At 45.8% G+C, this 19,440-nt stretch carries 19 protein-coding genes and 1 pseudogene; 11 read left to right on the top strand and 9 right to left on the bottom strand.

Going from position 1 to position 19,440, the window contains the following annotated elements:
- Positions 1 to 306, bottom strand: a pseudogene (locus tag PN462_RS22355) (zinc ribbon domain-containing protein); the annotation flags it as partial.
- A gap of 175 nt (positions 307 to 481) precedes the next feature.
- Here PN462_RS22355 and PN462_RS22350 point away from each other — a divergent pair.
- The gene (locus PN462_RS22350) at positions 482 to 1,561 is read left to right on the top strand and encodes a glycosyltransferase family 4 protein (RefSeq protein ID WP_443029261.1); all 1,080 of its coding nucleotides are present in this window, start codon (positions 482 to 484) and stop codon (positions 1,559 to 1,561) included.
- 14 nt (positions 1,562 to 1,575) lie between these two features.
- On the top strand, positions 1,576 to 2,088 hold the full coding sequence (locus PN462_RS22345) for a DUF29 family protein (protein ID WP_272131066.1): 513 nt from the start codon (positions 1,576 to 1,578) through the stop codon (positions 2,086 to 2,088).
- Here PN462_RS22345 and PN462_RS22340 read toward each other — a convergent pair.
- The 4 genes from PN462_RS22340 to PN462_RS22325 form a co-directional block, all read right to left on the bottom strand.
- The gene (locus PN462_RS22340; protein ID WP_272131065.1) at positions 2,085 to 2,543 is read right to left on the bottom strand and encodes a DUF29 domain-containing protein; all 459 of its coding nucleotides are present in this window, start codon (positions 2,541 to 2,543) and stop codon (positions 2,085 to 2,087) included. The two genes, PN462_RS22345 and PN462_RS22340, sit on opposite strands and share 4 nt — an antisense overlap.
- A gap of 2 nt (positions 2,544 to 2,545) precedes the next feature.
- Positions 2,546 to 3,334: an ABC transporter permease gene (locus PN462_RS22335; RefSeq protein ID WP_272131064.1), complete on the bottom strand. Its 789-nt coding sequence runs from the start codon at positions 3,332 to 3,334 to the stop codon at positions 2,546 to 2,548.
- Between the two features lie 14 nt (positions 3,335 to 3,348).
- On the bottom strand, positions 3,349 to 4,350 hold the full coding sequence (locus PN462_RS22330; RefSeq protein WP_272131063.1) for a serine/threonine protein kinase: 1,002 nt from the start codon (positions 4,348 to 4,350) through the stop codon (positions 3,349 to 3,351).
- A 101-nt stretch (positions 4,351 to 4,451) separates the two neighbouring features.
- Positions 4,452 to 5,474: a septal ring lytic transglycosylase RlpA family protein gene (locus PN462_RS22325; protein ID WP_272131062.1), complete on the bottom strand. Its 1,023-nt coding sequence runs from the start codon at positions 5,472 to 5,474 to the stop codon at positions 4,452 to 4,454.
- A gap of 310 nt (positions 5,475 to 5,784) precedes the next feature.
- Here PN462_RS22325 and purM point away from each other — a divergent pair, with 310 nt between their 5' ends.
- Together purM and PN462_RS22315 are read left to right on the top strand one after the other, a co-directional pair.
- Positions 5,785 to 6,804 carry a phosphoribosylformylglycinamidine cyclo-ligase gene (purM, locus tag PN462_RS22320; protein WP_272131061.1) on the top strand — a complete coding sequence of 340 codons (1,020 nt, stop codon included), beginning with the start codon at positions 5,785 to 5,787 and terminating at the stop codon, positions 6,802 to 6,804.
- Between the two features lie 261 nt (positions 6,805 to 7,065).
- On the top strand, positions 7,066 to 8,496 hold the full coding sequence (locus tag PN462_RS22315) for a DNA cytosine methyltransferase (protein ID WP_272131060.1): 1,431 nt from the start codon (positions 7,066 to 7,068) through the stop codon (positions 8,494 to 8,496).
- Positions 8,497 to 8,540: 44 nt separating this feature from the next.
- Here the strand turns inward: PN462_RS22315 and PN462_RS22310 are convergent, their stop codons facing one another.
- Both PN462_RS22310 and crtO read right to left on the bottom strand, forming a co-directional pair.
- Positions 8,541 to 9,179: a lysophospholipid acyltransferase family protein gene (locus PN462_RS22310; protein WP_272131059.1), complete on the bottom strand. Its 639-nt coding sequence runs from the start codon at positions 9,177 to 9,179 to the stop codon at positions 8,541 to 8,543.
- A 14-nt stretch (positions 9,180 to 9,193) separates the two neighbouring features.
- Positions 9,194 to 10,894, bottom strand: coding sequence for a beta-carotene ketolase CrtO (gene crtO / locus PN462_RS22305; RefSeq protein ID WP_272131058.1), 1,701 nt, complete (start codon positions 10,892 to 10,894; stop codon positions 9,194 to 9,196).
- Positions 10,895 to 11,222: 328 nt separating this feature from the next.
- On the opposite strand from crtO, the gene PN462_RS22300 reads away from it, so the two are divergent.
- A complete protein-coding gene (locus PN462_RS22300; RefSeq protein WP_272131057.1) occupies positions 11,223 to 11,546 on the top strand; it encodes an STAS domain-containing protein in 324 nt (107 codons plus the stop codon).
- Between the two features lie 282 nt (positions 11,547 to 11,828).
- On the opposite strand, the gene PN462_RS22295 is transcribed toward PN462_RS22300, so the two are convergent.
- Positions 11,829 to 12,968, bottom strand: a complete 1,140-nt coding sequence (locus PN462_RS22295) for a PP2C family protein-serine/threonine phosphatase (RefSeq protein WP_272131056.1) — start codon at positions 12,966 to 12,968, stop codon at positions 11,829 to 11,831.
- A 548-nt stretch (positions 12,969 to 13,516) separates the two neighbouring features.
- On the opposite strand from PN462_RS22295, the gene PN462_RS22290 reads away from it, so the two are divergent.
- The 5 genes from PN462_RS22290 (at position 13,517) to lepB (ending at position 18,032) form a co-directional block, all read left to right on the top strand.
- Entirely contained in the window at positions 13,517 to 13,837 is a 321-nt protein-coding gene (locus PN462_RS22290; RefSeq protein WP_272131055.1) for an ATP-binding protein, read from the top strand.
- Between the two features lie 45 nt (positions 13,838 to 13,882).
- Entirely contained in the window at positions 13,883 to 14,725 is an 843-nt protein-coding gene (locus PN462_RS22285) for a sulfurtransferase (RefSeq protein WP_272131054.1), read from the top strand.
- Positions 14,726 to 14,979: 254 nt separating this feature from the next.
- Positions 14,980 to 15,498 (top strand): LabA-like NYN domain-containing protein, encoded by a 519-nt coding sequence (locus PN462_RS22280; protein ID WP_272131053.1) that lies wholly within the window; start codon positions 14,980 to 14,982, stop codon positions 15,496 to 15,498.
- Positions 15,499 to 15,622: 124 nt separating this feature from the next.
- Positions 15,623 to 16,981: an aminopeptidase P family protein gene (locus PN462_RS22275; protein WP_272131052.1), complete on the top strand. Its 1,359-nt coding sequence runs from the start codon at positions 15,623 to 15,625 to the stop codon at positions 16,979 to 16,981.
- Positions 16,974 to 18,032: a signal peptidase I gene (gene lepB / locus PN462_RS22270; RefSeq protein WP_272131051.1), complete on the top strand. Its 1,059-nt coding sequence runs from the start codon at positions 16,974 to 16,976 to the stop codon at positions 18,030 to 18,032. The genes PN462_RS22275 and lepB overlap by 8 nt, the downstream gene beginning before the upstream one ends.
- A gap of 82 nt (positions 18,033 to 18,114) precedes the next feature.
- On the opposite strand, the gene PN462_RS22265 is transcribed toward lepB, so the two are convergent.
- A complete protein-coding gene (locus tag PN462_RS22265; RefSeq protein WP_272131050.1) occupies positions 18,115 to 18,558 on the bottom strand; it encodes an Rrf2 family transcriptional regulator in 444 nt (147 codons plus the stop codon).
- A 254-nt stretch (positions 18,559 to 18,812) separates the two neighbouring features.
- Here PN462_RS22265 and PN462_RS22260 point away from each other — a divergent pair, with 254 nt between their 5' ends.
- Complete coding sequence (locus PN462_RS22260; protein ID WP_272131049.1) at positions 18,813 to 19,211, top strand: AbrB family transcriptional regulator; 399 nt, start codon at positions 18,813 to 18,815, stop codon at positions 19,209 to 19,211.
- The last annotated feature ends 229 nt before the right edge of the window (positions 19,212 to 19,440 follow it).

Raw genomic sequence — 19,440 nt, 5'->3', positions numbered from 1 at the left:
CGCCCCACGATATATAAAGCCCTTTGCAGGATGTTTATAGCTGCATTTATATCTCTATCTTTTATGAAACCACAATGAGGACATACATGGGTTCTAGTGGATAGAGATTTTTGCACTTTTTCTCCGCAATTAGAGCAATTGTCAAAACCACGTGAACTACTCTCACTAACCGCTAAGTCTTCATAGGCAACCCAATCGTTAAATTGGATGATGCAGTAGGCGATCTGCCCATTCATTACGCTGCCTGCTTACCCTTAAATGCTTTCGGCCTTATGGACTCCTAGCTTTGTGATAGTTCCTGGACTGTTGAACTCTAGTATAATCAGACTAACACGACTGGCGTAAGGACGGCGACTCAAGTCGCCGTTGCTTTTGATCCCTGGGCTAAAGCCACAGGGCTTTTAAGCTATCGTGTATTTGTCGTAAAAAGGAACTGCGCCTGAGAGTTGGGCTTCCGTTCCCTGTGATTCAGATAGAGGTACTGCCGTTGGTTTTAGTTAACTTGTCTTGTCTTTTTGCCAAGCCTACTGGGATTACCAACTATGCCCGTAATCTCTATCCCCATTTACACCCGCTTAATCCTACTTTACTGATTGCTGATCCCGTTTCCGGTTATAACTGTCATCAGATTTCCGAGAAGATGAGTCCGGCCTATGGGACGAAAGGCCATATCCGACGGTTGTTGTGGACCCAGTTTCGCTTGCCGCAAATTTATCGTCAATTGCGATCGCGCCTCATCTTTTCCCCCATCCCCGAAGCCCCCCTTTACAGTCGCTGTCGGTCCATCATCATGGTTCACGACCTCATCCCCCTCCACTTCCCCAACAGCAAATCCCCCCTCCATTACTACCATCGCTATTATCTCCCCAAAGCCGTCTCCCAAGCACGACATATCCTGTGTAATTCCGTCGCCACGGCCAACGATCTCGTTAAATTATTAGACGTAACCCCCCGAAAAATCACCCCCATCCCCCTCGCCTACGACCGTAGCCATTTTCGCCCCCTCGACCTCCCCCCCCGGCGAGGCCGGCCTTATTTCCTCTATTTGGGCCGCCAAGACCCCTATAAGAATGTGAAACGCCTCATCGAAGCCTTTGCCGTCTTACCTAACTGTCAAGAATACGAACTCTGGTTAGCCGGACCCACCGATAACCGTTACACCCCCCAATGGCAAGACTTAGCGCGAGAATTGGGCATTCGAGACCAAGTAAAATTTATGGAATATGTCTCCTATGAGAAATTGCCTACTTTATTAAATCAGGCGATCGCCCTCGTTTTCCCCAGTCTTTGGGAAGGGTTTGGCCTCCCCGTCTTAGAAGCGATGGCCTGCGGAACTCCCGTCATCACCTCCAGTATTTCCGCCCTCCCGGAAGTCGCCGGAGATGCCGCCATCCTCGTCAACCCCTACAAAACCGCAGAAATTAGCGCGGCCATGGACACCCTCGCCACCGATCTCACCGTCCGCGACACCCTCAGTCAACTGGGACTCCTCCGGGCCACCGAATTCACCTGGGCCCAAACCGGAGAACAAACCGTCGAACTCCTCAAACGCTTTTTGTAACTTCCTAATCTCCCATGATTCAAGAACTCACCGCTTTAAAAAAGAGTATTCTCGAACAACGCTACGAGGATGCCTTAGCCCTAATTGACGACCTAGAAGGAATGAGTAAACAAGCGATCATAAGAAACATTGAATCCTATCTAGACCGCTTGTTTATTCATCTCATTAAAAATCAAATTGAACAACGTTTAACTAATTCTTGGGCGGCTTCCATTGCCGACTCCCTCCGACAAATCCAAAAATTAAACCTCAAAGCCAATAAACAATCCTATTATCTCCCCCAAAATGAATGGCAAGACTTCTTAGAAGAAGCCTTAGAAGCAGCCATCACCCCCGCCAGTGTAGAAGTTTTAGCCGGAACATTAACCCCTTGGCAAATCAGCGAACAAATTAACCGCCCTCAATTGTTAGAAACCGCCCAAACTTTCATTAATTTAACTTATCTTCATTCTAAAAAAGAATTACCTAGAGAAATTAATCAACAATTAGCAAAATTAGTAGGAGGAGAAGACTGGTATCAAAGTTAAGATGTAAGCTGTTCGTCATCTAAAATTTCTTCTACCGTAAAAGGGGAAATATCGGGAAAATCTTTAATATCTATCCCAGTCTCTAAAGCCGCTAATTTCCGCGCTTTCTCATAGCATTTTGCATAATTTTCCAGCAAATATCCCCGTAAACTGGGACTATTTTCTAAATCTTCTTGAATTCGTTGACGATGTTCTTCAATAGTAAATAACCAACTATTAGAACGTTTTTCAGATTGATATTTATACTTTAAAAGGTGGATTAACAAGATTTTTAAATTACTAAAAATGGCTTTTTTTTCCCGTCTCCCCATTTCCTCTAATTCTTCAATTAAATTAACCCAATCAATCTGCTCAAAATCTTGCCCTTTAATTCTTTCTAAATTCACCTTTAACCAAGCATAATAGTCTTGATCATACAGTGCTTTTAAATTCACCATAGCTGGCTGATTTCTCATCTTTAAGCCCCCATCCCAGAATAATGTCGTAACCCCTTACGCCACAGAAAACGATTCAAAATAAACAATAAAATAATCCAAATTATTAACACCAAAAAGCCCTGCTGTAAATCCACAGGTAAACCCACAAAAATTGCCGTTGGAAAATATAGCGCGTAAGGAAAAGGAGTCCATTGGGCAACTTGAGTCACTATTGAAGGGAACACATCTAAAGGGGCAACATACCCCGATAAAAACAAATAAAAGAGAAACAAAAACTGCTCGATCGCACTCGCTCTTTCCGTCCAAAACGCCAACATCGCGGCAGTATATTGCATTAAAAACCGCAACGTAAACGCCAACAAAGTCGCCAAAATCCCTAACCCCCATTGTCCTAAACTGGGTTGCCAGAATGCCTCGGGATATAAACTAAAAAATAAAATAACTAAAACAATTACAAACGGTAATCGTGCTACCCGTTCCGATAAATGTTGTGCCACATAATGCCAACCCGGATCAAGGGGTTGTAATAATTTCATGGAGAGAATACCTTGCACCACCTCCTGTTCAAAATCCCAAATCACCCAAACTAACGTAAACTGACGAACCAGAAACACCGTAATAAAATAGCGCACAAAATCCAGTCCCGTGAGTCCAAACCGTCCTCCCTGCGACGCTTCCACCCATACCCCCATTAAAATAATCGGCAGTGACCCCGATAACATCCAAAAGAGTAATTCAGCCCGATATTCCACCATGTGGGCATAGTACACCGAAAGTAAAGTGGTAATCTTTTTTAAAACCCAGTTCATGCTAATTCGTTGGCTTAACCTTTATTGAAAAATTCGTGATGGAGTTTTTCTAATTCTGCCTCTAGGGGGTCTTGGGGAGGTGTAGAGGAGGCGGTAAACTTCCGTTGTAATTGGGCTAAATGTTCATCGATCGCACTTTCAGAAGTCGCCAGATCATCTAATACCCCTTGGGCCGTCTGATAGCGTCGGCTAATGGCCGGGTGTAACATCCCATTCAGAACCGTAGTGAGATGATCACTAATAGCTTGTTGTAAATAACTTTGCCAGGCCCATTGGCCTTCATTGGGGTCAAACAACTCAAAGGGATGCTCTCCGGTCAGTAAATGAACACAAGTCACCCCTAAACTATACAAGTCACTGGCAAAAGTTGCTTTACCGATCGCTTGTTCTGGGGCCACATACCCCGCAGACCCAATGGAAGTCCCAGTTTGTACCACAGTCCCCCCTTGTATCGCCTTTGCTGCCCCAAAATCCACTAAAAATAAGCGTTGGTCACTGGGACAATAAATAATATTTTCCGGTTTAATATCGCGGTGAATGACCTGTTGTTCATGGACAAAGCGCAAAACGGGCAATAAATCCGCCAATAATGCCCGAATTTGTCCCTCACTTAAAGTCCCCGTCTCCTGTAATACCCTCGCTAAATTTTCCCCCTCAATAAACTCTTGGATTAAATATTGCCGTTCCTCTTGGGTGAAATAGGCCAATAAATCGGGAATTTGGGGATGTTCGCCCAAGATATCCAACTGAACCGCTTCTCGGGCAAATAATTCGGCAGCTTTGGCCACGGTTTGCGTCCCCTGGGCTAAGGGGAATAATTGTTTAATTACACAGGAGGGTTTTGAGGGTTTATCCTCATCCATGGCCAAGTAGGTCTTGCCAAACCCCCCTTGTCCAAGAGGCCCTATGGCGCGATAACGGTCTTTCAGGCGGAGTTTACTGCCGCAAGTGTGACAAAATTTACTGTCTGGGGGATTATGGGGTTGAGAACAGTGGGGGTTCAAACAATAGCTCATGGGTGCATAGAGAGCATTTCTTTTAATTTTAGACCCCCAAAGACAGAAAGAACACAAAGACGGTCTCTGTGTTCTTTGTGGTTGATCTGGTTGGGGACGTGCTACCGTCCTAGAATTTCCAGACGGACAGGGGCTACCCCACTACCGATCATTCCGATATTGCTGGCTGCCCCGCGAGAGAGGTCAATGATGCGACCTCCGGTAAAGGGTCCCCGGTCATTAATGCGGACGACGGTGGAGCGTCCGTTATTCAGGTTGGTGACGCGGACTCTTGTGCCGAATGGGAGGGTACGGTGGGCGGCGGTGAGGGCGTTTTGGTTAAAGCGTTCCCCACTGGCACTGCGACGACCGTGGAAACCGGGGCCGTACCAAGAGGCCATACCTCGATGTTGTTGCCGTCCTCGTCCCGCCGTCCGAGTGGCGACGGTGTTTTGAGGGGTGGCTTGGGGCCGGATGCTGATCTCGGACATTTTGAGGGGGGGTGCGCCTCCCACTAAGCGACGGAGGCGGTTGGTGGCGTGTAATACGTCTTCCTCCCAGTTGTCGGTGCTGTCGGCCAGTTGGGTTTTTTGGTCGAAGTGGAATAGTTCGCGATCGCCGCTTTTGATCACATAGGTTTTGCGATCGCTATCCCAAGCCGCCGTAATATCCGCCGCCTCCTCAACCGAAAGTTGATCAATGGCCTCCGACAGTAAAACAGCACGCCAAACCGGGTCTTCCTCAGACTGCTGCACATCGGGCAAACGGCCTTGACGAATTTCTTCGGCAGTTAAAAACCCTAAATCTTGGTACTGGGTTTCGGGACTCCCTAAAAACGTGATGAGGGGAAGATTATGAATATAAACTGTAGCGGCAGAGGACGAATCAGAACGATGGGGGAAAATACTGGTGATGCTAGTCGAGACGGTAGATGTTGCGGCAGTCTCGGTGGTGTTGATTTCTTCAGAACGAGCCGTATCTTGAGACGGTTCAGCAGCATGGGACTCAGCCGATTTAGACTCAGGAGAGAGGCTAGACTCTGCCATCATTGGCGGTTCAGCAACAGCCCCTAACGTCAGGACAGTCGCGCTTAATGCAGTTGTTAGGACAGTAGTGGTGAAACCACTCCAAAGTTGTCTATTCATAGGCTTTTGAATACCTTCCGCGTGTCTAGCAGGACAAACCCAACTGGGGTTTAATCCAATGGTTAATGGTGAAACACAATACGATGACGTTTTTCAGAACTGCAACAGATTAACATGAACTTTCAGTGATGGGGATCAGGGTTTTAGGCTAAACCGGGATCATCGTTCCTTTATATTCCTCAGTCAAAAAATCCCTAGCAAGCAGAACACAACGCTTTAAGGCATACTTAGATATCACCGTTATATTAAGAAATTTTAAGCAAAACCTGTGAGAAGATAAAAAATTGTAACTCAATACGTAAGGTTCACCATGGATTATCGAGAAGCAGGCGTTGATGTCGCTGCCGGACGCTCTTTTGTCCAAAACATTCAACAAGCCGTCCAAAGTACCCAAAGACCCGAAGTATTAGGAAACTTGGGCGGTTTTGCGGGTTGTTTTCAACTGCCTGCGGGATATCAAGAACCCGTTTTAGTCTCCGGGACCGACGGAGTGGGGACTAAATTAAAAATTGCCCAGGCCATGAACCGTCACGACACCATCGGCATTGATCTAGTCGCCATGTGCGTCAATGATATCCTCACCATCGGGGCTGAACCACTATTTTTCCTCGACTACTTAGCCACCGGAAAACTCAACCCCGAACAACTGGCCGCAGTCGTCTCTGGTATTGCCCAAGGATGTCGGGAGAGTGGTTGCGCCATCTTAGGCGGCGAAACCGCCGAAATGCCCGGATTCTACCCCACTGGAGAATACGATGTCGCCGGATTTTGTGTAGGAATCGTCGAAAAAAGCAAAATTCTCGACGGAACACAAGTCCAAGTCGGAGATATAGCCATCGGGTTAGCGAGTCAGGGTGTTCACAGCAACGGCTTCTCCCTCGTCCGTAAAATTATCGAACAAAATGGTCTCAATTGGCAGGACTGCCCCCCCGAATTCGGAGGACAATCTTTAGGGGATATCTTCCTCACCCCAACTCAACTCTATGTCAAGCCCATTTTAGCCGCCCTCTCCACCCTAGACATTCACGGAATGGCCCATATTACCGGAGGAGGACTCCCCGAAAACCTCCCCCGTTGTTTACAGGCCAACCAAGATATACAAATTAACCGCAATGCCTGGGACATTCCCCCCGTCTTTCATTGGTTAGCCAAAACCGGACAAGTGAACGAAACCGCCATGTTAGAAACCTTTAATATGGGCATTGGCTTTGTTATTCTTGTCCCCCCAGACCAAGCAGAAACCGCAATTAATTGCTTTCAAGCGCAAAATTTAGCCGCTTTTCCCCTAGGAGAAGTCGTAACCGGGCAGAAAACATTACGCTTTCAATAGTCATACTCCTGAACAATCAACAATAAACAATGAACAATAAACAATAAACAATAGAGGTTTTAATTGATAGTAGGTTGGGTGAAGCGCAGCGTAACCCAACATTCCCCAACGACAGACCTAAGTAAAAAATGTTGGGTTTCACTTCGTTACACCTAACCTACCCAAGAGTTGAACCCTTAAAAAGCTGTTATACTATCAGAAGTAAAATAAACTCTTTAAGACTTATTTTAAACAAGAAGCTGTATAACTACTCTTGACAAAATGCCTACCTATCATTCTAATCAATTACAACTCCCGTTAAAAGTAGTATCCACCGTTCATAGATTCTCCTTTGTGGATTTATTTGCGGGAATTGGTGGCTTTAGAATTGCCCTAGAAAAACTAGGGGGGAAATGTCGCGCTTATTCCGAAATTGACAAAGAAGCAATTAAAGTCTATCAACAGAATTTTATTAATTATTTAACTCAAGACGAACCCAGTTTAGGGGATATTACTCAAGTTGAGGCATTCCCCGATAATATTGATCTTGTCGTGGGAGGAGTGCCTTGTCAACCTTGGTCTGTGGCCGGACAATTAAAAGGATTTGCTGACCCCAGAGGCAAACTTTGGTTTGATGTTGTTCGCTTAATAAAACAAAGTCAACCCAAAGCCTTTATTTTTGAAAATGTACGGGGTTTAGCGAATCCTAAAAATAGAGATAGTTTTGAATTTCTATTACAACAGTTTACCACCATTGGCTATCAAGTTAAATGGAATATTTTAAACGCTTATGATTTCGGTTTACCCCAAAATAGAGAACGAGTCTTTATTGTGGGAATTCGCCAAGATATTGCCAATGCTGAAGAATATGAGTTTCCCAGTCCTTTAAACCTGAATCCCAAAGTTTTAGATATTCTGGATGAATTTAAAAATCATCAACTCCCGCAAAAAGCAAAACTAGACCCCGACGTTATTTTTAAAAATAATAATATTCCTCCCTCTAGGACTCGCTTTCAGAAAAGTAATGAATTAAACGATTTTTTCATTTTTTCTGATTTAAGGAATGGTCACACTACGATTCACTCTTGGGATATTCTTGAAACCACCGCAAGAGAAAAAGAAATTTGTCTAACTTTACTCAAAAATCGTCGTCGCAAAAAGTATGGTAAAAAAGATGGAAACCCTCTAGCATTGGAGCATTTCCAAGAATTTATTCCTGATTTATGTCCCTCAGAATTAGAGGAATTAGTGAACAAAAATATTTTTCGTAAAACTGATAATAATAAATACGAATTTGTTAATTCTAAAAATATGTCTGGAATTAATGGAGTTTATCGCATTATTTTACCCAATTGTGATGTAGTCCCCACGTTAACTGCAACGGGAAGTAAAAATTTTTATGCCACTTGTTTCTTAAATGCAGACAACCCGGAGGACTATAAAAAGAAATTCCTGAAGCGTATTTATAAGCAACAAAAATATAAACCTTTTACCGCACAACACGCTTGTAAATTACAAGGATTTCCTGAAGATTTTGTGTTACATTCCCATGATAAAACCGCACAAAAACAGTTTGGGAATGCTGTTCCTGTTCCCGTGGTGTTTCATGTGGCGAAACATTTAATGAAAATTATTTTAAATTGTTCTGATAATAGCAATGCTCAAAGGTCTTTTGTTGGGTTACGCTACGCTTCACCCAACCTACTATCGTGAGAATTATAAATTGTCTATTATCCATTATAAATTATCCATTAATTTTACCTGCCTAGGTCGTGCATTTTATTAATTAATTCTGCACAATGATGGGTGAGTTGTTCTAACTCCTCTCGTTGGTTAGAGGAAGGGGGATCAATTACCTCGCCAATACGCACGGTAACTGGTGTAGGACGGGGAATTGGTGAATCTTTGACTAATATTTTTTCCGTTCCCCATAAACTTACTGGAATTAACGGTGCATTGGCTTTAGCTGCAATCATAGCCGCCCCTAATTTAGGATTGGTAATGCGTCCGTCTTTGGTGCGTGTTCCCTGTAGGAAAATTCCTGCCGCCCATCCCTCATTTAAGGCTTGTAGGGAGGAACGAATAGCACTGCGGTCTGCCGATTTTCGGTTAACCGGATAGGCCCCATAAAGAGAAATGGCTTCTCGAAAAATGGGAATTTTGAATAATTCCTCTTTAGCCATAAACGCCACAGGGCGACGCATACAGCTAGCGACAATAGGGGGGTCAAAATGACTGGCATGGTTGCTCACCACTACTAACGGGCCTTCTTGGGGGACATTCTCAGCCCCGTAGATTTTGCCCTGAAAATAGCTGTGCAACATGGGACTAACCACCGACCATTTAAACAGGTGGTATAAGACTAAACTGTTGAGGGGTTCTCTTTCTTGACTCATGGTGTTTTGTTCTATCAATATCCCAAGGTTTTTAAAACAGATTGCAGCAAAGATCGCACGTAACTTTGAGCTTCACTAAACCGTTCTACTAACGGATGCTGACTGTGGATGACCATCCGCGCACAATTGCGCCCTGGCATCCCCGAAATTGACCCACCGGGATGAGTCCCGGCCCCTGTGAGGAATAATCCTTGAATGGGGGTTTTATAATCGGCTAATTCCGGGAGGGGACGGAGAAACAACATCTGATCTAAGCTCATATCCATGTGATAACAGTTGCCGTGATAGGCCCCCAACCGTTCTCCTAATTCGGCGGGACTTTCCACATGGCGAGCGATTAAAGACCGTTTAATATTGGGGGCATAGGTGGCTAATTTCTCCAACACTCGGTCAGCCACACGATTTTTTAAGTCATCGGTCCACCCTGTCCCTTTAAACCCTAATCCTTCATGGCCGGCGACGCGATAGGGGGCAAAAAATTCAATCCACAGGGTATGTTTCCCGTCTGGGGCCATGGAGGGGTCTAGGATGGTGGGACAAACCACATACATGGAGGGGTTATGGTCGGGGATTTCGCCATAGGCACAGGGGGCGCAGGATTTCTCCACGTGGGCGACGGAATCGGCAATAATGACTGATCCTACCAAGTAGTCGTCTTGATGGTGATAGGCATCAAAACGGGGGGGTTCATTGAGGGCGCAGTCAATTTTCAGCAGGGAGTTATTATTATTGACAATGCGCCGTTCTACCCGGTCTCGCAGTTGGGGGGCAATGGCCGCAAAATCTCCAGAATCGACCAATTGAGAAAAGACGCGCCGGGCATCGACGTTGGCAATTACGCCTTTGTTGGCCTGATAGTCTTGGCCGGTTTGGACTTGTACCCCCACTGCTTTGCCGTCATCGACGAGAATTTTCTCTACGGTTTGTTCGGTGAGGATTTTGCCGCCTTTTTCTTGGACTAATTTCACTAGGGCGGCAATTAGGGCTCGGGTCCCTCCTTGGGGGCGAGACATTCCTGGGGAGTGACGCATGGCCATCATCATCGCGCCGACGGCCATGCCTTTTTGGGAGGGGGGTGCGCCCATTTCCGCCGCTAATCGGGCGAGAGGGGCTTTAATGGTTTCACTATCAAACCATTCGTTGAGTAGGTCGGTGGGGGAGGTGAGCAGGTTACGCACTACGTCGAGGGCTTTGGGTTTTGTGCCGAGTAAGCCGAGTAAGTCTTGCCAGTTTTCGCCTTCGTAGTTGTTGAGAATGTCTAAAATTGCCATGGGTGGGGCGTTGAATAGGGGGGTAATTGCCCCGGCAATGCGATCCCAATGTTGAATAAATTGTGCGTACTGTTGAGCATCTCGTTTATTATACTGGGCGATCGCTTGGCAGGTTTCCTCGACGGAACGATGGGCTAAAAAGGCTGTCCCGTTGGGGTGGGGGGAGAATAATACGGGGTCACAGGGCAGGTATTTTAAGCCATACCGATGTAATTCTAGTTCTTCTAAGACGGGACTAAGGTGGATAAATTCGTGATCAATGGCACAACGGTTAAATTGAAAGCCTGGGGCTGTTTCAGGGAGGAGTTCTTCGGTGGTGGCTGCTCCGCCTGGGACGGGGCGTTTTTCCAGTAATAGGACTGTATAGCCTGCTTTGAGCAGATAGGCGGCACAGACCAAGCCGTTATGGCCTGCACCAATGATAATGATGTCGTAGGTTTCCATGGTGTTTGCGCTCTAGGATTAATCACGTTGGGGTCTAGATTGCTGGTTGCCATCTTCCCCAAAGTCAGATTATGGTTGAATTTAATCATCTTTGGGGTCAGAATAATCGGCAGTCTAGCCTAAAGTGGGTGTTGGGGCTAGGGTGGGATACCCGGTTCTGGATGTCCTCTCGGTTAAGGCTACTTACCTTTCTCTCAGGCTTGGTCTTAGGTGGGGGAGGACTGGGTTTAGACATAATTTTCCCACGACGGGTAAGCTAGACAGTGAAGATCGGATCATAAAAGTCTAGAGATTTTTCTTTCAATTCAACCATAGTTAAATTGGCGTTATGAATTCCAAAATTAAAATTATTGAACCCTCTGGGATTTTAGACGGGACGAAAGCGAGTGAATTTCGCCAAGAAATTAATGAGAGTGTGGAGAAGGGGGCTGAAGCAATCCTCATTGATTTTAAGGATGTCACGTTTATGGATAGCTCAGGGTTAGGTGCGTTGGTTCTTTCGTTAAAAACGGTGCGAGCGGCTAATAGTAAGCTTTATCTTTGTTCGATTAATGATCAGATTAAGATGTTGTTTGAGTTAACGAGCATGGATCGGGTGTTTGATATTTTTAGCGATCGCACGGCCTTCGATCAAGCCATGCAAGGCATCTAGGCACGCTCTACCCCCTAGGAGTCCTAATCCTGATCAGGAACTCGTGAAACCCTGGATTGATGGGGGAGACGGGGAGGATGGCGAGGAATCAACGTATTTTAAAATGCTTTTTGGCCTCTGAAACCCCTCCTATCTCTTTACCTGCATACTTAATGTATTTTGTCAAGCGTAGTTAGGATTCCCCAGTGAATGGCGGCCCGAAGACTTACCCAAAGGGGAATCTTGGGTCTGCCGTGATTCTCCTTTGCTCCCTCTGTTGCCCTGAGCGAGAGGGAAAAGGGGTTAAGGAAATTTAATCTCCAGTATAGAAGCATCATCATCCAAGGCAGGGTGGGCATTGGCGGCTTGAATTTCGGCAATAATTTGGTCGAGATTACGCTGAGGTTGGAGTTGATAGGCTTTCAGCAGGGCAATAAACTGCTCGAGTCCGAGAACATTGCCATCTTCTTGATGCACTTCATATACCCCATCACTAAACAGGAATAGACTGGAGTGGGGGGAAATATAACAGGAGTCTTCTTCGTATTCAATCTCAGGGAACATTCCCGCCGGGAGGCCGGGGGTTTTCAGGGCGTTCACTTGCCAATCTTGGGGAGAATGGGGGGTGAGGAGTAAGGCTGGGGGATGCCCTGCACTAGAATACACCAGTTGACGACTGCGGCGATTATAGACCCCGTACCACATCGTAAAATATTTATCATTACGCTGGGTCATTTGAAAGATATCATTTAAGCCTCGTAGGACATCTCCGGGTTGGCGATAATTGACTTGTAAGAGTTCCCGCGATCGCAGTAAATTAATCACCGACAAAGACGGGAGAGCCGCCCGTAACCCATGACCCGACACATCCAATAAATATAAAACCAAATGATCCTCATCGAGCCAATAATAATCAAAACTGTCTCCTCCCAGTTGACTCGACGGAATAAAGCGAGAATTGATCTGCACTGAAGGTTGTGCGATCGGTTCAGGTAAAATAGAACAGACATACTCCGCCGCCTCCGCCAATTCCGCCTCTAGTAGGCGTTTTTGCTGTTGCAAGTCGCTACTGAGTTGATGCAGTCGCAACCCGGCCCGGACCCGCGCTTGCAACTCAAACATTTCAATGGGTTTACATAAAAAATCATCCGCCCCAGCATCTAACCCCTCAACCCGGTCTTCAATTGATCCTTTCGAGGTCAATAAAATAAAAAACGTCGTCGATAAATCCGGCAACGTTTTTAAACGACGACAGAGTTCAATCCCATTGAGACGGGGCATTACCCAATCACAAATCACCATAGCAGGAGTAAGTTCTTTCGCTTTTTCCAGTCCCTCTAAACCGTCACTGGCCACAAACACCTCATAGCCTTGGGTTGCTAGTGTTCGCTTGAGTAGCAGTTGAATCGCAGGATCGTCGTCAATTACTAAAATACGAACCATAGTACGGTGGTAACATTAAGCGGGTGGGCAATTGAAACTTCGCGGGAAAAGCATTGCAGATGCAGTCCTGACCCATCACAGATTATCCCCCTTCTCTTCGGTTAACCCAAGAGACCAGAAAACTCTCGGCAAAGAGAAATCAAAGGCCATAGAATTAAGGATGGGGAAATCAAGGCACAGCCTCCCAAATTCGCGCAACAATTGGGATTGCTTTCACTTCAGGCTACACTATATTGCAGTCAACAGTAATCAGTAATCAGCATCCGAAGCCAGAGGGCAGAAGGCAGAGGGCAGAAGGCAGAGGGCAGAAGGCAGAGGGCAGAAGGCAGAGGGCAGAAGGAAGGAGGAGAAAGTTTCAACCTAAAAAGAAGGTCAGAAACTAATCAGAATCAGGCTTTCAGCCCATTTTAGACGATTTTAGTTTCACCGAGCGTGGTAAGCCTTGAATCTTCAGCCTTCCCTCTGCTTGAACCTATACGCATTTCTCATAGACCAAAATCAAACATCTTTGAAACCTGTTCATCCGGCACGGGCCAGAAAACTCCAGGATGGGTATAAATATCGCTTTGTGGCCTAATGTCAAAAAAAGTCGAGTAAATAGCCTACTAGAGGTTAACCCAACCGAAACCCCCATTGAAGTTGAAGTGCTTCTCAGCGACAAACATCTCGAACTCCGCATTTGGGATCTAGGCCCCTCGTTCGATTTATCCTCCCGCTTACAAGTCACTGAAACCCAACGAGATGATCACGTGGGTGGGGGGCGCGGGTTGGCCATTTTGGCCAAAATAGCGGATGATTTACAATATTCTCGCACCCCTGATCAGCGCAATTGTTTATCAATTGTGAAACAATATTCTTGTCAGGGCTAATTACTTAAACCTTAGTTCCATTTTTTTCGCTTATGGTTATTTTTTATGAATCCAGTTATTTCTGCCCCAGAGTTGGCGGCACAACTTGATCAAGCGTCTCTTGTTCCCCAGCAGTTAGTCATTGTGGACTGCCGCTTTCAGCTTGCTGATCCCCATTGGGGCCGGCAACAATATCAAAAAAGTCATATTCGTGGTTCTTATTATCTCGATCTAGACCAAGATTTATCTGCCCCCGTTGGACAACATGGAGGCCGTCACCCTTTACCCGCTCTCAATGTCTTAGCCCAAAAATTTGAGCAAATGGGGATTGTCTTAGGGAAAACCCTAGTGGTCGCCTATGATGACTCAAAAATGGCGTTTGCGTCCCGTTTATGGTGGTTATTACGCTACTGTGGACACGATCGCGTGGCCGTCCTCGATGGGGGATGGTCCCATTGGCAAAACCAAGGGTATCCGGTTTCTGCCACTCCTCCCCCCCAACGTTGGGGGGCTGATGCTGGCCAATTTGTCCCCCAAGTGCGCTCAAACTGGGTGGTGGACATTGATACAGTTAAGGAACGGAAAGACCAAGAAGGGGTGATTTTAATTGATTCACGGGATAGCGATCGCTATCGCGGAGAACGTGAACCCCTCGATCCTCTGGCAGGACATATTCCCTCGGCTGAAAATTTTCCTTGGAAAGAAACATCGAACTCCCAAGGCATCTTCCATCCCCCGGCGGAACATCAACAGCGTTGGCACTCTCTTAAACCCTACGACGAAATTTTCGTTTATTGTGGCTCAGGAGTAACCGCTTGCGTCAATTTGATGTCTATGGAAATGGCCGGATTTAATCAGGCTAAACTTTATCCTGGGGGATGGAGTGATTGGTGTTCTTATCTTATATAACGAGCGTCTAGCTCGACGTAATATCAGCTTGCCTCAAGCTACTATCTAAGGTTCTACATATAACTAACTGTTCGCCCTAGGGTTAACCCTTAAAACCCTTTATTTTGAGTTGACTTAAACAGCAACTTAACTTTGTTGGCTCAAAATAACTTTTAAATGTCAGGAAAAGAACGGTCTTTTCCGACATAGAATCTTATCGTTTCTAGCTTTGGAAATTTGTAATTTACTCTCTAAAAAAATAGGTATTAAATTCTATGCGTTTTACTCAAAATCGCCTCTCGATTTTCGTGGACGGAAATAATATGTTTTATGCCCAACAAAAAAACGGCTGGTTTTTTGATCCAAGACGGGTTTTAGACTATTTTAAAAATGAGCCTAATATGATGTTGGTTAATGCGTTTTGGTACACCGGATTAAAAGACCCCCAAGACCAAAGAGGATTCCGCGATGCTTTGATTAGTCTGGGTTACACTGTCCGGACTAAAATATTAAAAGAGTATTATGATGATGCGTCAGGGCGTTATTCCCAAAAGGCGAATTTAGATATAGAAATTGTGGTTGATATGTTTAATACTTGTGAACAATATAATCGAGTTGTTCTCTTTAGTGGGGATGGAGATTTTGAACGAGCTATCGAGTTATTGCGCTCTAAGAATACCCATATCACGGTGGTTTCAACGGAGGGAATGATTGCCCGTGAGTTACGCAATGCGACGGATTGTTATATTGATCTCAATGATATTCGAGATCAAATTGAGAAGATTGATTATTGATTGGGTAATTGCTCATTGGTCATTGGTAATGGGAGATGGGGAAGGTGGGGAAGGTAGGGAAGATAGGGGAGATGGGGAGTAACAACTGATTACTGTTTACTGATTACTGTTTACTGAAAAAAAAATGACCATCCAACAACGTCGGCAAAAATTGGGGGAAATGTACCATCGCACCGTCCTATTATGGTCAGGACAAGCCCCCTCTCGGAACTTTCCCGCCAATCTTTATCCCTTCCGGGCCAGTAGTCACTTCCTCTACTTCACCGAAATGAATCTAGAAAACGCCGTCATTCGTTTAGACCAGGGAAACCTCACCTTATATTACGATGATCCACCCCCCTCAGCAGCCTTGTGGCAAGGGGAAAAACCATCGCGCGATCGCATCGCTGCACAACTAGACGCAACCGCCGCCTATCCCCTCTCCGAATTACCCCACCATCACCTCACCGAAGCGGCCACTCTCCCCGTCCAAGACAAAGCCACCTATCAACAACAATGTCACCTCCTGCAACGGCCCCTCCCTCCCCCCTCCCAGAGTCAAGGGCCTGACTTAGCCCTCGCTAAAGCCATAATTACCCTCCGTTTAGCCCACGATGAGGCCGCCTTAGCCCAAATTCGCCAAGCCGCCCAAGTATCCATCAACGCCCATAAAACGGGCATTCAGACCGCGAAAACAGCCCAAACCGAAGCCCAAGTCCGTGGGGCCATGGAGGGGGTCATTTTAGCCCATAACTTCACCTGTGCTTATCCCAGTATTGTCACTAAACAGGGGGAAGTCCTTCACAATGAAGTCCATTACCATAGCCTACAGAATGGGGATTTAATTTTAGCCGATGTGGGGGCAGAAACCGAGTTAGGCTGGGCTTCAGATCTTACCCGCACTTTCCCCGTAAAAGGGCGTTTTTCCTCGACCCAACGGGAGATTTATGACCTAGTATTGCGGGCCCATGATACCTGTATTGAACAAATGGGTCCGGGGGTGGAATATCAGGACATTCATTGTTGTGCAGCGCGAGTTTTAGCAGCAGGGTTAGTGGAGTTGGGGATTTTACGAGGACAACCAGAGGAGTTAGTGGCCCAGGATGTTCACGCTTTATTTTTTCCCCATGGGGTGGGTCATTTACTCGGCCTCGATGTCCATGATATGGAAGATTTGGGGGATTTAGCGGGGTATGCCCCAGGCCGTCAACGGAGCGATCGCTTTGGGTTAAAATACCTGCGGTTAAACCGTCCTCTCCAACCCGGAATGGTGGTGACAATAGAACCAGGATTTTATCAAGTGCCAAGGATTTTAAACGACCCCAACACTCGGAAACAGTATCAAAAGTGGGTTAATTGGGAGAAATTAGCACAATTTGCGGATGTGCGGGGCATTCGCATTGAGGATGATGTGTTAGTGACCCAAACGGGGAGTGAAGTGTTAACCGCAGCATTACCTACTCAAGGGACAGAGATTGAAGCGTTGATGAATACTGGTGCATAACAGAAAAGACCCTTGGTTGGCGATTAATTTATCCTTCTTTTTCCCAGGGTTGGGGCAATTTTATGCAAGAAACTGGGGGAAGGGGTGGAGTTTACTGTTGGGGGAAGTAGGGTTACTGGCGATCGCGCTTTGGTGTATTTTTGCCCCCACCGGCCAACCCCTCTGGGGACTGGTAGCGGTACTTTTGGCGGGTGGGGTGTATTTGGGGAACTTATTTGATGCTTACCATTGTTGTGAGGAGACTTTCCCTCACCCCCAAGGGGAAAAAATCCCCAGAACTCAGAAAAATATCTGGTTTGCTGTGTTGTTATCCCGAATTTTACCGGGGTTTGGTCAGTTATATAGTGGCCGAGTGGGGTGGGGATTGGGGTTTATTAGCATAACGGTGATTTTGGTTTTACTTAATGAACTGTTGACCGGGTTGTTGTGGGTGAGTCCAGTGGTTAGCGCGATCGCGGTTTATCATGTGTATCAGACTTTTCCCACCCCTAACCGGACTGGAAAAATAAAGCGATCGCTCTTTATACTTCTCGTCGCCACCTTAGTCAGTTGGGGATTATTCCTGAACTATTTTCCCCTCTGGTTGAGCAATTCTATCGAACTGTTCATTATCCCCAGTTCCTCCATGCAGCCAACTCTACAGATAGGGGATCGCATTTTAGTCAAGAAAAGCGACAACTACCAACCTCAACCCGGAGACCTAGTGGTTTTTGTTGCCCCCGAAGCCGCCCAAAAAAATGATCCTTTCACCGACCCCGACGAAGAAATTATTTATATTAAACGCATCATTGGACAACCCGGCCAAACCCTTCAAGTTCGCCGAGGAGTCGTGTACTTAAACCAATCCCCTTTAAACGAAGATTATTTGGCCAGTCCCCCCCATTATGAAGTCCGTTCTCAGTTGATTCCTGAACAAATGTACTGGGTTTTAGGCGATAATCGAAATGAAAGTTTTGATTCTCATGTCTGGGGGTTTCTTCCCGAACAGAATATTATCGGCCAAGCCTATAAAATTGTCTTCCCTCCCCAGCGAGTCCGTTCCCTTCTATAAGTGCCAATTTGACACTCCACCGAGGGGGTCAGCTATTAGCCTTGGGGTTTAACCCAAGGTATATAAAGGTAGCTCTTTCCCCTCAAACCACAAAACTATTTTGCTCCGCTTGAGTAGCCTGCCAGCTTCGTGCATCATAATATAAATCCGCCAAAGTGATATTGTAGAGAGATTCCTTTAATTTTTCATGTAACCGCCGCCATAAACTAAACGTTACCCAATCTTCCGCTTGCGTCGTGTCCCCTTCATGTTTCGGCAAAGGTTCAATGGTTTCCCCCACCGCCGCAAGAATATGTCCTAGGGAAATTTGTGACGGTTTAGAAGCGAGTCGATACCCCCCTTGAGACCCCCGCAGGGATTCCACAAGGCCGGCCCGTCTTAACTCAATCAATAATTTTTCTAAGTAGGGAGCAGGAATATCTTGTCGTTTCGCAATCGTTGCTACAGACGCGGGTTTAGAGTTAGGTTGCAAGCTCAAATCTAACATGGCTTTCACGCTGTAATGTCCACGAGTTGTTAACTTCATTGGCCGTCTTGATAGGTGTAACTTCTGATATCTAAAGGATAAATCTTGCCCCCACTCACGATAAGATGTTCTGACGAACTGAAAAATGAGATAGTAAAGGATGGCATCATTCGGTTAAACTTTTATCGACCCTCTAGTATAGAGTCCTATTGCATATGTTATTCTAAAGATGGTATAAATTACTGTCGTTACAGTCTGACGCTCAGACCAAAAACACCCCGAATAAATAAGGAAGTGATTTTAGAGTTAAGTTGATGAATAAAACACAAAATCCTGAACCCTTAACTGGGTTAGAACTCCTCACCAAAGTCAAAGAACTAGGAAATCTCAGCAAAGAAGAAAAGGCAAGAGAGTGCGGGTATTACACCGTCACCAAGAACGGCATAGAACGAGTCAATATGATGAAGTTCCTCAATGCTCTCATTGATGCAGAGGGGATCGAGTTAGATGGAACAACAGGAAGCAATGGCCGTGGAGGCAGGTCTGCGAGTTATCGGATCAGTGTACAATCTAACGGCAATTTATTGATTGGCTCGGCCTACACCAAAAAAATGGGCTTAACCCCTGGGGATGAGTTTGAAATTACTCTAGGCCGTAAACACATTCATCTCAAACAAGTCAACTCCGATGGCACGGTGGATGATGAAGAGTAAATGCTGAAGATTGGCTGAAGAAGAATAACCGTTTATTCTTCGACTTATTCTTCGACTCAGAGTAGGTTATCAATTGATGAGTCCGGAAGGCTAACGCGGTCTTCCGGCTCAATTCAGGCTTCAAGAATAACCGTTTATTCTGGTTGCCTAGGTTGTTGGTGATCTCAATTTGAACAAAATTTGGACATTTTGTGCAAGGGAATAGAAGTACGGGCTAACGTATTTCTAT

The organism is Spirulina sp. CS-785/01 (genome assembly GCF_028330525.1).
Lineage (GTDB): Bacteria > Cyanobacteriota > Cyanobacteriia > Cyanobacteriales > Spirulinaceae > JAQMSD01.
This window is presented reverse-complemented; position numbering and strand designations above follow the sequence as displayed.

Excerpts from the sequence above, each read along its gene's own strand:
- PN462_RS22330 (WP_272131063.1), bottom strand. The coding sequence starts at position 4,350 with ATGAGCTATTGTTTGAACCCCCACTGTTCTCAACCCCATAATCCCCCA.
- PN462_RS22300 (WP_272131057.1), top strand. The coding sequence starts at position 11,223 with ATGAATTCCAAAATTAAAATTATTGAACCCTCTGGGATTTTAGACGGG.
- PN462_RS22315 (WP_272131060.1), top strand. The coding sequence starts at position 7,066 with ATGCCTACCTATCATTCTAATCAATTACAACTCCCGTTAAAAGTAGTA.
- PN462_RS22340 (WP_272131065.1), bottom strand. The coding sequence starts at position 2,543 with ATGAGAAATCAGCCAGCTATGGTGAATTTAAAAGCACTGTATGATCAA.
- purM (WP_272131061.1), top strand. The coding sequence starts at position 5,785 with ATGGATTATCGAGAAGCAGGCGTTGATGTCGCTGCCGGACGCTCTTTT.
- PN462_RS22335 (WP_272131064.1), bottom strand. The coding sequence starts at position 3,334 with ATGAACTGGGTTTTAAAAAAGATTACCACTTTACTTTCGGTGTACTAT.
- PN462_RS22265 (WP_272131050.1), bottom strand. The coding sequence starts at position 18,558 with ATGAAGTTAACAACTCGTGGACATTACAGCGTGAAAGCCATGTTAGAT.
- PN462_RS22345 (WP_272131066.1), top strand. The coding sequence starts at position 1,576 with ATGATTCAAGAACTCACCGCTTTAAAAAAGAGTATTCTCGAACAACGC.
- PN462_RS22290 (WP_272131055.1), top strand. The coding sequence starts at position 13,517 with ATGGGTATAAATATCGCTTTGTGGCCTAATGTCAAAAAAAGTCGAGTA.
- PN462_RS22280 (WP_272131053.1), top strand. The coding sequence starts at position 14,980 with ATGCGTTTTACTCAAAATCGCCTCTCGATTTTCGTGGACGGAAATAAT.
- PN462_RS22275 (WP_272131052.1), top strand. The coding sequence starts at position 15,623 with ATGACCATCCAACAACGTCGGCAAAAATTGGGGGAAATGTACCATCGC.
- crtO (WP_272131058.1), bottom strand. The coding sequence starts at position 10,894 with ATGGAAACCTACGACATCATTATCATTGGTGCAGGCCATAACGGCTTG.
- PN462_RS22285 (WP_272131054.1), top strand. The coding sequence starts at position 13,883 with ATGAATCCAGTTATTTCTGCCCCAGAGTTGGCGGCACAACTTGATCAA.
- PN462_RS22295 (WP_272131056.1), bottom strand. The coding sequence starts at position 12,968 with ATGGTTCGTATTTTAGTAATTGACGACGATCCTGCGATTCAACTGCTA.
- PN462_RS22325 (WP_272131062.1), bottom strand. The coding sequence starts at position 5,474 with ATGAATAGACAACTTTGGAGTGGTTTCACCACTACTGTCCTAACAACT.
- PN462_RS22260 (WP_272131049.1), top strand. The coding sequence starts at position 18,813 with ATGAATAAAACACAAAATCCTGAACCCTTAACTGGGTTAGAACTCCTC.
- PN462_RS22310 (WP_272131059.1), bottom strand. The coding sequence starts at position 9,179 with ATGAGTCAAGAAAGAGAACCCCTCAACAGTTTAGTCTTATACCACCTG.